Origin of the sequence: Ferruginibacter sp. (genome assembly GCF_014377975.1) — a bacterium.
In the GTDB taxonomy this organism is placed as follows: domain Bacteria; phylum Bacteroidota; class Bacteroidia; order Chitinophagales; family Chitinophagaceae; genus Ferruginibacter.
This window is the reverse complement of the sequence record NZ_JACMOO010000023.1, coordinates 24,563-38,598: the sequence shown is the minus strand read 5'-3', so window position 1 is coordinate 38,598 and position 14,036 is coordinate 24,563. Positions and strand designations below refer to the sequence as shown.

Annotated in this window: 12 protein-coding genes; 4 read left to right on the top strand and 8 right to left on the bottom strand. The window is 38.4% G+C overall.

Annotated features, from left to right (window positions below; translation table 11 throughout):
* The 7 genes from H7254_RS01610 to H7254_RS01580 form a co-directional block, all read right to left on the bottom strand.
* Window positions 1–308 (bottom strand): hypothetical protein (locus tag H7254_RS01610; protein WP_301931319.1); only part of this gene is annotated, 308 nt, incomplete at its 3' end.
* Between the two features lie 6 nt (window positions 309–314).
* Window positions 315–2,189 carry a transglutaminase family protein gene (locus H7254_RS01605; protein ID WP_301931318.1) on the bottom strand — a complete coding sequence of 625 codons (1,875 nt, stop codon included), beginning with the start codon at window positions 2,187–2,189 and terminating at the stop codon, window positions 315–317.
* A 204-nt stretch (window positions 2,190–2,393) separates the two neighbouring features.
* On the bottom strand, window positions 2,394–3,887 hold the full coding sequence (guaB, locus tag H7254_RS01600) for an IMP dehydrogenase (protein ID WP_301931317.1): 1,494 nt from the start codon (window positions 3,885–3,887) through the stop codon (window positions 2,394–2,396).
* Between the two features lie 57 nt (window positions 3,888–3,944).
* Window positions 3,945–5,045: a DNA-processing protein DprA gene (gene dprA / locus H7254_RS01595; protein WP_301931316.1), complete on the bottom strand. Its 1,101-nt coding sequence runs from the start codon at window positions 5,043–5,045 to the stop codon at window positions 3,945–3,947.
* 61 nt (window positions 5,046–5,106) lie between these two features.
* A complete protein-coding gene (locus tag H7254_RS01590; protein WP_301931315.1) occupies window positions 5,107–7,041 on the bottom strand; it encodes an OmpA family protein in 1,935 nt (644 codons plus the stop codon).
* A gap of 97 nt (window positions 7,042–7,138) precedes the next feature.
* On the bottom strand, window positions 7,139–7,720 hold the full coding sequence (locus H7254_RS01585; RefSeq protein WP_301931314.1) for a 7-carboxy-7-deazaguanine synthase QueE: 582 nt from the start codon (window positions 7,718–7,720) through the stop codon (window positions 7,139–7,141).
* A gap of 167 nt (window positions 7,721–7,887) precedes the next feature.
* Entirely contained in the window at window positions 7,888–8,760 is an 873-nt protein-coding gene (locus tag H7254_RS01580; protein ID WP_301931313.1) for a bifunctional 5,10-methylenetetrahydrofolate dehydrogenase/5,10-methenyltetrahydrofolate cyclohydrolase, read from the bottom strand.
* Between the two features lie 81 nt (window positions 8,761–8,841).
* Between H7254_RS01580 and H7254_RS01575 the strand changes: the two genes are divergently transcribed.
* From H7254_RS01575 to H7254_RS01565, 3 genes are all read left to right on the top strand, one after another.
* Window positions 8,842–9,681 carry a hypothetical protein gene (locus H7254_RS01575; protein WP_301931312.1) on the top strand — a complete coding sequence of 280 codons (840 nt, stop codon included), beginning with the start codon at window positions 8,842–8,844 and terminating at the stop codon, window positions 9,679–9,681.
* A complete protein-coding gene (locus H7254_RS01570) occupies window positions 9,674–11,785 on the top strand; it encodes a helix-hairpin-helix domain-containing protein (RefSeq protein WP_301931311.1) in 2,112 nt (703 codons plus the stop codon). The genes H7254_RS01575 and H7254_RS01570 overlap by 8 nt, the downstream gene beginning before the upstream one ends.
* 129 nt (window positions 11,786–11,914) lie before the next feature.
* On the top strand, window positions 11,915–12,226 hold the full coding sequence (locus H7254_RS01565) for a DUF3467 domain-containing protein (RefSeq protein ID WP_301931310.1): 312 nt from the start codon (window positions 11,915–11,917) through the stop codon (window positions 12,224–12,226).
* A gap of 22 nt (window positions 12,227–12,248) precedes the next feature.
* Here the strand turns inward: H7254_RS01565 and radC are convergent, their stop codons facing one another.
* Window positions 12,249–12,950 carry a DNA repair protein RadC gene (gene radC, locus H7254_RS01560; RefSeq protein WP_301923638.1) on the bottom strand — a complete coding sequence of 234 codons (702 nt, stop codon included), beginning with the start codon at window positions 12,948–12,950 and terminating at the stop codon, window positions 12,249–12,251.
* Window positions 12,951–13,028: 78 nt separating this feature from the next.
* Between radC and H7254_RS01555 the strand changes: the two genes are divergently transcribed.
* Complete coding sequence (locus H7254_RS01555; RefSeq protein ID WP_301931309.1) at window positions 13,029–13,985, top strand: ribose-phosphate pyrophosphokinase; 957 nt, start codon at window positions 13,029–13,031, stop codon at window positions 13,983–13,985.
* Window positions 13,986–14,036 lie beyond the last annotated feature (51 nt).

Genomic DNA, 14,036 nt, shown 5'->3' with positions numbered 1-14,036 from the left:
TTAACCATTTCTCTAACTACTTCAGAAATAGCCTCTTCCTTTTTAAGGCCAAAGGCAAACCCGTAAAATGCAAATTTGGATTTGCTGTCGGCCGTTAACTCTGTATGGTGCGCCAGAACTACTTTTGATGCATTAGCGTATTGTGCGGGAATATTTCTTACTTTAAATTGAGGCTTATTCCATGCCCATACCTGCTTTCGCATGTCTTCTGATTCTTTCCGGTATTTTTCGGCTTCCCTGGTTTGAGCATTTGCAGGAGTAAAAATAGTAGAGATAATAACTGTAACGGACAATAAAAAACTTTTCATTGAGTACTAATTTTTTTGCGTGAATACAATTTGCTGGTTATAAAAGTTGAGAAGTTGTTCAATATCCTTATTCCATTGATTAAAATTTTGAGTTTTTATTTCTGTATCGTTCAGGATGATTTCGTTTTTGTAAAACAGTTTTTCTGACACAATATTATAAGATGCAGTAAAGCTATACCCTGGCTGTTTGATGCTTAATTTTTCAGGCAGACTAGTTATTACTTTGCCAGCAGGTATTTGGATTTCTGTTTCAAAAATGAGGTTATTTTTAAAGTCAAGCCAATAAGGTTGTTTTCTTTTATCAATATCAATTTTAAAGCTTTCCAGGTTGCGGCGATTGTCTGCATCCAGGTAAGTCTCTTTATCAAAAACAGTCAGTGCATCTTTCCATAATACATCATACTCTACTTTTAAATCGCTGTTATAGTTAATAATATTTGTAATTTTTAAGTTGCTTATTTCAAAGTTTTGTTTTCCTTTTGCCAAAAATTGTTTTAAAGCATTTTCCTGTTTATCCTGTTTTATTTCGTTCAGTGAAGAAAGCATCCATTCTTTGTTTTCTCCTTTCCAAACCTGTGTTACATGGCCCTTTAGGTTATTGCCTTCCATTAAGAATTTCCTGCTTTCTGTTGCAGTATTTTGTAAATAATTTGCCACCGGAACCTTTTCTAATAAATATTGGTTTCCATTTTCCATTAAAGTTTGCCGTCCCTGTATTCTCTCTGCAATTTCACCATAGCCGATATATTTTTCGGTAGCATCTAAAAACACGGGTTTACCTTTATTCATCCAGGCGCAAATCATGTGGTTATCTACCGACAAGGAAGGTGTGCTATAATCATACGCAATGTGTTTGGTACCTATCCAGCATCTGCGGGCATCTAGTTTAATGGAATGCAGCATTTCGGTTAACAGGTTTGCCATGCCTTTGCAGTCGCCATATTTTTTTCGTAACACTTCCTGTGCCTTTTCTGGCTTAAAACCTGCCAGGCCATTTTCAAAAGCGATGTACCTGATATTGTCCTGTACCCACTGGTAAATCTTTTTTACTTTTTCTTCATCTGTTGTAAGACCCGTAACAATTTCTTCCGTTTTTTCTTTCACAGCTTTTGGATCATTCCCGATTTGCGACACCAATTTTTTGTACCACTCGTATTGCTCCTTAACCGTACTGAAATAAATGTATTTTTCATCTTTTGGCTGAGCTGATTTACACATAACCAAAATGTGCGGTACAAAATAAGAAGGGCCCGGAGCCGACGGCTCATTGTGCAGGGCCGGCATATTCTTCATAGTATAGGTATACACTGTTTCATCCCCATTTTGCACAATATTTTTTTCAATCTTATAGGCTTTAAAATTATACTCCTTTAATTCAACCTGCATCCAGAAAGGAACTGTTATTTTTATTTCCTGTCCGGTAATTTCCTGTCCTTCTGTAAAATAAATACTGGTGAAGTAACGGGGGTCGAGCGTTGTTTTTTTAAATTTTACTTCTGATGTGCTTCCTTTTTTCAAGAGCGGCAACTGGAAAAAGCACACATGTGCATCAGAATAAAAAACACCATCCGAATTATAATACTCATACTTCGGTATAATGCCATTCTTTTTAGAATCGTTTACATAAATATCTACCTCATCTATGGTTTCCACATCGCTGTAAAATTCTACCACCGGGATATCTGTTCTGTAGCTATTGCAGGTGAATAGTTTCCTGCTTTCTTCCTTTACCTGAACCGGATGTTCGGCATTGCCCCTGATAAACCTAAACTCTTTTTTCGATTGGCTGATAACAATATTTTTTGCATCGTCTGCCGCAGTTTGGGCATTTAAAAAAAAGGACGACGCAATAGTTAGTATAACGATTAGCAGTTTTTTCATGGACAGTTTTTGACTGAATAGTGAACGAAAGATAGGATTAAAAAGTATGAGAACGAGAACGGTTTTTAGTTAACTGAATATTATTCGCAGTCAAAATACCCTACTTTAAATTTGTGGGTGATTGCGGGTGTAAAAAAAGCTGCACAAATTTGTGCAGCTTAATAATGTGTGTGTACGATAGCATGGCTTGCCCGGCAATGCTAATTACCTGCTGTAATTTGGCGCTTCCTTGGTAATGGCAATGTCGTGTGCATGGCTTTCCCGCATACCGGCATTGGTTATTTTTACAAAGGTTGCATTTTGTAAAGTCTTAATATTACTGGCACCGCAGTAGCCCATACCAGCTCTTAAACCTCCGGTGTACTGGTAAACAATTTCTTTTAAAGAACCCTTAAAAGCAACACGTCCTTCAATACCTTCCGGCACAAATTTCTTTACATCTGCATCAGCATCCTGAAAATAACGGTCGCTGCTTCCCTGCGACATTGCGCCAAGCGACCCCATGCCGCGGTACTGCTTAAATCTTCTGCCTTCATAAATAATAGTTTCACCGGGGCTTTCTTCTGTACCTGCAAAAACATTGCCCATCATAACACAACTTGCACCTGCTGCCAATGCTTTCACCATATCGCCGGTGTAGCGTATACCGCCATCGCTGATGATGCCAACATTCTTTCCTTTTAATGCAGCGGCAGCTTCCATTACGGCAGTTATTTGCGGTACGCCGGTACCAGCAACTATACGTGTGGTGCAGATAGAACCCGGTCCAATACCCACTTTCACTGCATCGGCACCTGCATCGGCCAATGCTTTTGCTCCGGCAGATGTGGCTACGTTGCCTGCAATAACCTGTATGCCTTTAAATGTTTTTTTAATAGATTTTAAAGCATCAATAACGGCTTTTGTGTGACCATGAGCGCTATCTAAACATATAATATCTACGCCTGCACGATGAAGTGCTTCAACTCTATCTAAAATATCTTTTGTAATACCCACACCGGCACCAACAAGCAGTCTGCCAAAAGAATCCTTTACTGCATTTGGATGGCTCTTTAATTTTAAAATATCTCCAAAAGTAACAAGGCCAATCAGTTTGCCAGCTTTATTTACTACAGGTAATTTTTCAATTTTATTTTTTTTAAAGATAAGTTCAGCTTTTTTAAGGTCAGTACCTTCAGGTGCGGTAATGAGGTTTTCTTTTGTCATTATCGTGCTTACCTTTTCCTTATAGTTGGTTTCAAAGCGAAGGTCGCGGTTGGTAAGGATACCTAACAATTTTTGTGCACCGTCCACTATCGGAATACCTCCAATTTTATTTTCTCTCATCAGGCGAATTGCCTCGCCAATGGTAGCATCCGGGCTTAATGTAAGCGGATCTAATATCAACCCATTTTCACTGCGCTTTACTTTTTTTACCTGGTCGGCCTGTTGTTCAATACTCATATTTTTATGCAGTATGCCCAGGCCGCCTTCCCGTGCCAGTGCTATGGCGAGTGCTGCTTCTGTAACGGTATCCATTGCTGCGCTAAGCATAGGAACATTTAAAGTAATTGATTTTGTGAGTTTTGCAGTGATTTCAACTTCTCTTGGTAATACTTCAGAGTAAGCAGGCATAAGTAAAACGTCATCGAACGTTAAGCCTTCACCGAAAAATTTTTTTGATTTTGTTTGAGTGGAAGTGTTATTTATTGTTGCCATGGGTAAAGATATACCAAAAATCAATTAACCCAAAACGAAAGCAATTACTCAACCAATTCATTCACTTATTTTATACACTTTGCCAGGTAAACTGTCAACTATCCCATTCATTTCAAGCATTAACAATGCAGCAGCCATGGCACTGCTGCTGAGACCGCTTTTAAAATACAACTGATCTATCTGGATGCTTTCCTGTTGTTGCAAAATATCAACTACAATTTTTTCATGGGCAGTAAATTCTAAAAATAATTCCCGTTGTTTTTTATGCGCTGGTTTTGTTGGTGGTTTCCAGTTCATTATTTCAAGCAAATCATCTCTGCCGGAAATTAAAGAAGCTTTATTATTTTTTATTAAATAATTGCAACCTTCACTTTTAATATCTGTTGTTTTGCCAGGTATGGCAAAAACATCTTTGTTATAACCATTGGCTAATTCGGCCGTAATTAAAGAGCCACCCTTTTTACTGCTTTCTATCACTACCAGCGCATCGCACATACCCGCCACAATGCGGTTGCGTTTAGGAAAGTTTTGTTTATCAGGGTTGGTATTTTTTAAAAATTCGGTAAGTAGTCCACCTTGCTCTACCATTTGTTTGGCCAGGTTTTTATTTTGCGGGGGATAAATTCTGTCAAGGCCGTGGGCCAGTACGCCCACAGTGGGCAGGTTATTTTTTAAGGCTGCTTTATGGGCGATGGTATCAATGCCGTAGGCAAGCCCGCTCACGATCAACACGTTTTCCGATTGTAGTTCTTCTACCAGTTTTTCACAGGCTGCTTTGCCATATTCACTGTGGTTTCTGGTGCCTACAATTGAAATTATTCTGCTGGTATTTAAATCAGCTGTACCTCTGTAATACAGTAACAGCGGACTGTCGTAGCAGTTTAATAACCGTTGGGGATAATCTTTACCAGTTATAAAAAGCGGCGTTATTTTATATTGTTCAATAAATTTTATTTCGGCTTCACAGCTGGTAAAATCAGTAAATGATTTCAGGCTGCCGGCCCTAACGGTACCAATGCCGTCTATATTTTCAAGTTCCTTCTTTTTAGCTTTAAAAACAGATTGTGCATCGCCATAAATATTTACCAATGCCCTGGCATGTACATCACCAATATTGGGCACCAGCGTCAGGGCTATTTGATAAACTAAATCAGACATGATAAATGCAGATTGATAAAAAGTATAACAATAATAAAAAACTTTTTACCAAAACGTACTATTAATTGCTGATCACACTTAATTCCGTTCTTCTGTTTAGTGCTTTGCCTTGTTCTGTGTTGTTATCAGCAATGGGTTTTGCAATGCCAAGACCTTTAAACTGCAGGCGTTCCCTGGCAATTTGTTGACTGGCCAGCAGGTAATTTACAACAGCCAGTGAGCGGTCGTTTGAAAGTACCAGGTTATCTTGTGGCTTGCCTACATTATCGGTATAGCCGCTTATTAAAATTTTCAGTTTGGGGTTATCGTTCATTAACTGAATCACTTTATCCAGTTCAACAATGGATGCTGGTTTTAATGCTGTTTTTTTTGTGTCGAAAAAAATATTTTTTAAAATGATGGATGCGCCGGCTTCAATGGGCTGTAGTGGAATATCTGCGGTATAGACCGAATCGCTGCTGGCATCAATATTATAATTTTCGGAAAAAAAGAGATAGCCTTTTCGGTTTACATTAAAAGCATAGTCTTTGCCCACTGGTAAAGTAGTTAAATAATTTCCATCCTCATCGGTTTGCACCTTGCTTACTAAACGGCGTGTATTGATGTCAGTTAGTTCAACCGAAGAAGGTAAACCATTTTTTGTTTTGGCATCAAATACTTTTCCTTTTACCCACAATGTTTTGGGTGGTTGTATGTCTTCCCTCAATTGAAAACTGTACAGGTCTAATCCGCCACGGGTGTCTGTGCCATCGCTTGCATAGTAAGCTGTTTTGCCATCTGCGGCAACAATCAAAGAGCCTTCTTCGTCAATGGTATTAATCGGGTACCCTAAATTTTCAGGTTCGCTCCAGCTACTGTCGGCTAGTTTTTTTGAGAAGAATAAATCTGTTTGTCCATAACCCGGATGACCGTTGCTGTTGAAGAACAAGGTTTGATTATCGGCATACATAAAAGAGCAACTTTCATCGCCGGTTGTATTAATAGTGGGACCAAGGTTTTCGGGCCGGCTCCATTTGCCGGTATTGCTTCTGTGGGTTACCCAAATGTCTTTGCCACCATAGGTGCCAGACTGATTGCTTGAAAAATAAAGATCTCTTTTATCAGGAGATAAGGAAGGAGATGATTCCCAGAAATCGGTGTTTACAATGGGGCCTATATTTTCAGCTTCGCTCCAGCTGTTTTTTGTTTTAAAAGAAATATATAAATCACAACTGCCCTGGCCTTCCGGATAATTACAGCCGGTAAAAATAATCCATTCCCCATCCTGCGAAATATTTTGTGCACCTTCATTTAAATTGGTATTTACCTTTCCACCCAGCGGTTTTGCTTTACTCCATTTTCCATCCACCAGGTCGCATTCATAAAAGTCTTCATCGCCTGCAATACGCCGGGTAAAAATTAATTTTTTGCCATCAATGGTCAGTGAAGGATAATATTCAAGGGCATCTGAATTAACACTGTCTCCCAAGTTTTTCCGTGCAAAAACATAATTTTTTACCGGATGTTTTTTATCATAGTCAATGGCAAATTCGTAGGTGCTTTTACGGTAGTTACCTGCCTTTATGCTTTGCGCATTTAAAGTGGGATTGGTTAAAAATTCAGTAACTGCCATTAATGCTTTTTGAAATTGACCCATACCTGCAAGCGAAATGGAGTAGGGGAGCAAATATGTTTTTGCAAAAACTGCATCCAATTTCAATGCGGCTTCAAAATTAATTACAGAAGAATCATATTTTTTGCGGTCGGCATAAATACCTGCTTTTGTTAACCAGGCTTCTACAAATTTTGGGTCAATGGCAATTGCTTTATCAATGTTGGCAATGGCAGCATCATATTTTTGATCCAGGGCATTTTGATACGCCGATTCATAAATGGCGTAAGCTTTTTTATTTACTTTTTCGGGATCGTACCACTGGCCAAGGCTTACAGCCGAAACAAATAATGATATAACTATTAGCAGAATTGCCTTATTAAAAATGTTTTTTTTGATTGTCATTTACCATTAATTGTAAGATGAAGGTAAAACGAATTAAAAAGAAAAAATTATGATGGCTGTTAAAGTTCCAAACGGTGAAAGCTTTTTGCTTTTTGATTTATGGTACATTAATGTATTTGTGTATCTGCAACGAAAGTTGCCATTGGGGATGCGCTTTAATATAATCAATAATCAGCGGCGTAACGATGGAGGCCTTGTCCCATTCGGGTTGTAAATATAATTTGCAATGCGGGTTCACCTGTGCTGCATATTTTTCTGCCCAGGCAAAATCTGACTGATTAAAAATTACCACTTTTAATTCATGAGCAAATGGAATTACTTCCGGCAGCGGTGCTTTAAATTTTTTTGGCGATAAACAGATCCAGTTCCAGTTGCCGCTTAATGGATGGGCGCCGGAGGTTTCAATATTGGTTTCAAAACCCTTTGCCTGCAAGGAAGCCGTAAGCGCTGTTAAGTTGTGCATTAAAGGTTCGCCACCTGTAATTACCACCAGTTTGGCGGGGGTTGCAGCAACTGTTTTAATAAGTTCGTCCACTGCTATTAATGGATGTTTTGCCGCATCCCAGCTATCTTTTACATCGCACCAGACACAACCTACATCGCATCCCCCCAGGCGGATAAAATAAGCTGCCCTGCCCTGGTGGCCGCCTTCACCCTGTATGGTGTAGAAGTGCTCCATTACAGGAAGTTGTCGTGATTTAGCTGAATAAGTCTGAGTCATTTTTATATTAATAATTCGAAATGAAAGTTTACCGGTACGCTGCGGTGAAAGATCCCGGGAGGTATGCGGTAAAAGTGAGTGACACAACGATGCTGATTGATAAACAACTGCTGGTGACACAATAATTATTTTTGTTCACACGCATTGTAAGTATTCATCAGTAACGCTGCAATGGTCATTAATCCTACACCACCGGGAACCGGCGTTATGTAACTGCATTTTGGTGCTACGTTTACAAAATCAACATCACCCTTAATGGCAAAGCCCGATTTTTTTGTGATATCTTTTACCCTTGTAATTCCTACGTCAATTACCACCGTATTTTCTTTTACCATATCGGCTTTTAAGAAGCCAGGTATGCCCAGGGCTGCTACAATAATATCGGCCTGCAAACAAATTTCCCTGAGGTTATGTGTATGACTGTGGCAAACGGTAACCGTACAATTACCAGGGTAAGTATTGCGGCTTAATAAAATACTGATGGGCCTTCCAACAATATTACTTCGCCCAATTACCACGGCATGTTTGCCCTTGGTGTCAATTTTATAATGTTCCAGCATCAGTAAAATGCCATATGGCGTAGCCGGAATAAAAGTGGGTAAACCCTGCACCATCTTACCAATACTCATCGGGTGAAAACCATCTACGTCTTTATCCGGATGAATAAGACTGATAATTTTTGCTTCGCTGATTTGCTTTGGCAGTGGCAATTGAACAAGTATTCCATCCACATCACCATCCGCATTCAACTGTTCAATTGCAGTTACCAGTGTTGCCTCATCAACGGTTTCCGGTAGCCTGATCAGTGAACTTTTAAAACCAACTTCTTTACAATTTTTTACTTTACTGGCCACGTAGGTTTCACTGGCACCATTGCTGCCAATTAAAATCGCGGCGAGGTGAGGCGTTTTTTTGCCCGCACTTTTTAATGCATCGGTTTTAATTTTTATTGCATCTTTTACAGCCTGCGATACAATTTTTCCATCTAAAATTTGCATGATGCAAAAGTAACTACTATTGAGAAAACTATTTCAGGTGAAAAATTATTGTTATATTACTATTGTTAAATCAGTAGCGTCTTGAAAAGAAACATTTTTGCAGCCGCCCTTTTAATTATTTTGATAAAGCAGTCGTTTTCTCAATCCCTTAGGCAACCTATATCTGCCATTTACACTAATGTTGCAGCTTACAGTACACAACAAGGTGATGTTTTATCTTATTTAAATAACCAGGCAGCTTTAGTTCAGGTAAAAAATGTGGCTGCGGGAGTGTATGGCGAAAGGCGGTTTTTATTAACAGCCACCAGCATGTATGCTGCAGCAGTGGCTATTGCTACCAATAACGGTCATTTCGGTTTTAATGTTAAGTACAGTGGTTTCAAAAACTTTACTGAAAGCCAAATTGGGATGGCATACGCCCGTAGTTTGGGTAAAAAGGTTGATGTAGGTATACAGTTTAATTATTATAGTTACCGCGTTCCATCCTACAAAAGTGCGGGTACGGTAAATGTTGAAATTGGTACCATTATTCACCTGACGGATAAGCTGAATATGGGGCTGCATGTATACAATCCGGTTGGTGGAAAATTTTCAAAAACCAATGAAAAACTTACTGCTGCAGTTACTGTTGGAGCAGGCTATGATGTGAACGAAAATTTTTTTATCGGTACTGAAATTGTGAAGGAAGAAAATTTACCCGTGAATATTAATACGGGTATTCAGTATCATTTTATGAAACAGTTTTTTGCAAGGGCAGGCATTGCATCTGCTACTTCAGCTGGCTACGCTGGTTTTGGTGTTGCCTGGAATAATTTAAGGTTAGATGTTACAGGTAGTTTTCATCCGCAACTGGGTTTATCGCCCGGGTTATTATTAATAATGAATATTGGAAAGGCCGCTAAAACCGCTGATAATGAATAATCGTAAAAAAGATACTCCCTATTTTTTACTGGCGATTACTGGCAGTGGTAAATATTTTTTATGGGTGATGGGATTATTTTTATTACCAGATTTATTAAGTGCGCAGCTACCTGAAATACCCACTGTTACTGGAGAACAGCAGTTGGAAGCCATCACAGAAAGCAATGATGATGCGGAAACAGAAGATGATTCTTTTTTGCAGTCAATGCAACATTTTTTAAAAGATCCTGTAAATCTTAATACGGCTGATGCTGCACTATTGAAAGAATTGGTGATCGTTTCCCCCATGCAGATTCAAAACTTAATAGCCTATCGAAATTTATTAGGCAACTTCATAAACATGTACGAATTACAGGCGGTTCCGGGATGGAGTATTGGCCTTATAAACCGACTGCGTTCAATTATAACAATTAGTAGCAAGATAGAAATAGCAAGTTCAATGAGCGAGCGGCTCAGTGGTGGAAACAGGTCAATGCTGATAAGAGTATCGCAGGTTATGGAGCAATCGAAAGGGTACAGATTAAATGAAACAGCTGCGCCAAATTTTTATCCAGGATCGCCTCAGAAACTATTTGTGCGTTACAAATACCAATATAAAAATATTTTGCAATATGGTATTCTGGCAGAAAAGGATGCAGGAGAGGAATTTTTTAAAGGAACACAAAAAAAGGGATTTGATTTTTATTCAGCACATATTTTTGTACACAACCTCGGCATCATAAAACAATTGGCGCTGGGCGATTTTACGGTTAACATGGGGCAGGGTTTAATTCAGTGGCAAAGCCTGGCTTTTAGAAAAAGTGCTAATATAACCGGTATCAAAAGACAGTTATCCGTTTTGCGTCCTTATAACTCTGCGGGTGAAATATATTTTCACAGAGGCGCAGGGATTACCATTGGAAAAAATAATTGGGAAGCAACTTTTTTTGCATCTTACAAAAAAGTAGATGCAAATTTTGTAGCAGATACTATAAACAACGACAACTTTATTACCTCCTTACAAACATCGGGACTGCACAGAACCAAAAATGAAACATACAATAAAGGGGTTCAGCAACAACTTACTTTTGGCGAAAATTTTGGGTATACTAAAAATAATTTTCATATCGGGTTTAATGCCATTCAGTATCATTTTCAGCTCCCAATATTTAAAGCAGTAGTGCCTTATAATATTTATGCGCTTACAGGAAATAAATTGGGTAATTACAGTATCGATTACAGTTATACTTTTAAAAATATACATTTTTTTGGTGAGGCGGCAGTGAGCAATAATTTTGCGAAAGCCTTTGTAAATGGATTACTCATTAGTGTGGATGCCAATGTTGATATGAGTTTTTTATACCGGAATATTTCAAAAAAATACCAGTCTTTATATTCCAATGCCTTTACAGAAAATACGGTTCCCAACAATGAAACAGGCATGTTTGGTGGTATCAGTATGCGGCCAAATGATTTTTGGCGCATTGATGCCTATGCTGATTTATATAAATTTCCGTGGCTGAAATATTTAACCGATGCGCCATCAGTTGGTGCAGATTACCTGTTGCAAACAACTTACAAACCCAATAAGCAACTGGAAATATATTTACGGTATCATACCGAATCAAAATCTAAAAATTTTAATCCGGATATACTTCCTTTCTCTCCGGTGGTAAGTAAACCAAAACAGAATTTAAGGGCGCAGGTAAGTTATAAAATAAATTCTGCCATTACTTTTCGCAATCGGGTAGAAATGGTTTGGTTTGATAAAAAAGGGCAAGATGCGCAAAATGGTTTCTTATCTTTTGTGGATATAATTTATAAGTCCATGCTAAAAAAATATTCAATAGGTGTACGCTTGCAATATTTTGAAACAGGGGGTTATGACAGCCGCTTATATGCGTATGAAAATGATGTATTGTACAGTTACTCTATACCAGTTTTTTACGATAAAGGGTTTAGGTATTACTTCAATTTTAATTATGATTTGAATAAGAAATTTACAGTGTGGTTAAGATGGGCGCAAACCATTTATAAAGATAAAAAGAACATTGGTAGCGGGCTTGATGAGATACCTAGTAATAAAAAATCTGAAATAAAAATACAGCTTCAGTATCGTTTTTAATATTGTGGGCTAAAATGTTTTGAATGATTTTATTGAAAACAGAAGTAGTTAAAATTTTATAATGGCTATTTCATACTTTTGTCGGGCAGTGATACTATTAATTACCGTAACCACTTTTAAAATTTTAATATGCCCGATCAGCAGGTTCCAAATCAAATAAATATTGAGATATCAGAAGAGGTATCCGAAGGCCAGTATGCCAACCTGGTTATTATTACCCATAGCCATGCAGAGTTTATTATGGACTTTGTAAACGTAATGCCTGGTACACCAAAAAGCAAAGTAAAAAGCCGTATTATTTTAACTCCCTTTCATGCAAAGCGATTTATGAAAGCAATAATAGAAAACGTAAAAAAGTTTGAAACTGCCAATGGAACCATACAGGATATGGAAGCGCTGGAAATTCCTTTTACTTTCGGGGGACCTACTGCGCAGGCATAAATAAGTACTATTTTTTGTACAATTATAAAAGGCCGCCATCGGAAAAACTATAGTAACCTTCTTCGCTTACAATCAGGTGATCCATTACTAAAATGTCCAGGTAATGAGCGGCTGTTTTTATTTTTTGGGTAAGCTCTTCATCCGCTTTACTAGGTTTCAAATTTCCGGATGGGTGATTGTGACAAAGGATAATGGAAGTGGCTTCCTGTTCCAGCGCAATTTTTAAAATTATTCTTGGGTCTGCCACAGTGCCCGTTAATCCTCCGCGGCTTATAATTTCAAAATGGTTGATTTTATTTGCTTTGTTTAAAAACAAAACCGCAAATACTTCATAATTAAAATCTTTAATGCTAGTCCGTAAATATTGAGCAATGTCGCCGCTTGTTTTAATTACAGTTTTTTCCAATGCAGCCGAGGCATGCCTTCTCCGGCCAATTTCCAAAGCAGCCGCAATGGTAATGGCTTTTGCTATCCCGATTCCTTTTATTTTTTGTAGTTCTTTTAAAGAAAGTTTGCCCAATTCGTTTAGGTTATGACCACCCAGATGTAATACTTCTTTGGCAAGTTCAACCGCTGACTTTTCTTTGCTACCATTGTTTATCAAAATTGCAAGCAATTCTGAATCGCTTAAAACGGCAGCTCCTTTTAATAACAACTTCTCTCTTGGCCTGTCGTCTACAGCCCAGTTTTTTATAGACGTGGAAGGTTTGTTGATATTTTCCATTGTATAAATTTAAACATCAGTTTATAAACGATAGTTTTGCACCATCTTAATATTCGTTCATCTTCCAATTGAAATTATATGTCATACAACGCAAAACTTTTTTCCGGCACCGGCTCTCAGTACCTATCGGAGGCCATTGCCCAAAAATTTGGCGAGCCTTTAGGTAAAGTAAATATACAACGCTTTAGCGATGGAGAGATTGGCGTGGAATTTCAGGAAAGTATCCGTGGCCAGTTTGTATTTTTAATTCAAAGTACTTTTTCTCCTACCGATAATTTGATGGAGTTGCTATTAATGATTGATGCAGCAAAAAGAGCTTCGGCCTATAAAGTAATTGCAGTAATGCCCTATTATGGCTATGCCCGGCAAGACAGAAAAGACAGGCCGAGGGTGGCCATAGGCTCAAAACTGGTAGCCAATATGCTTACTGCTGCGGGAGCAGACAGGGTTGTTACGATGGATTTACATGCTCCGCAGATACAGGGTTATTTTGATATTCCTGTAGACCATCTTGATTCTTCTGCCATATTCATTCCATACATCGAAAGTTTAAATCTAGAAAACCTCACTTTTGCAGCACCTGATGTGGGTAGTGCAAACCGGATCCGCGAAATAGCTACTTATTTTGAAAGCGAAATGGTTATTTGTGACAAGCATCGTAAAAGAGCCAATGAAATTGCCAGTATGGTTGTTATTGGAGATGTTACAGACAGAGATATTGTGCTGATAGATGACATCTGCGATACCGGTGGTACCCTGGCAAAAAGCGCAGGATTGTTAAAAGAAAAGGGAGCCCGAAGTATAAGAGCCTTTTGTACACATCCTGTTTTAAGTGGCAATGCATACGAAAATATTGAAAACAGTGTGCTGGAAGAACTGGTGGTTTGCGACACCATTCCTATCAGGCACCATGTAGGCAAAATAAGAGTGGTTTCAACTGCCGAACTTTTTGCTATTGCAATTCGGAATGCATTGGAAAATAAGAGTATTAATAGCCTTTTTTTACGCAGCCGCATGGCGAGTAAGAATATCTAAGGGCTTAATTATTAAGGCATTGGCGCAATTGATGCGGGTGTTATTAGGATA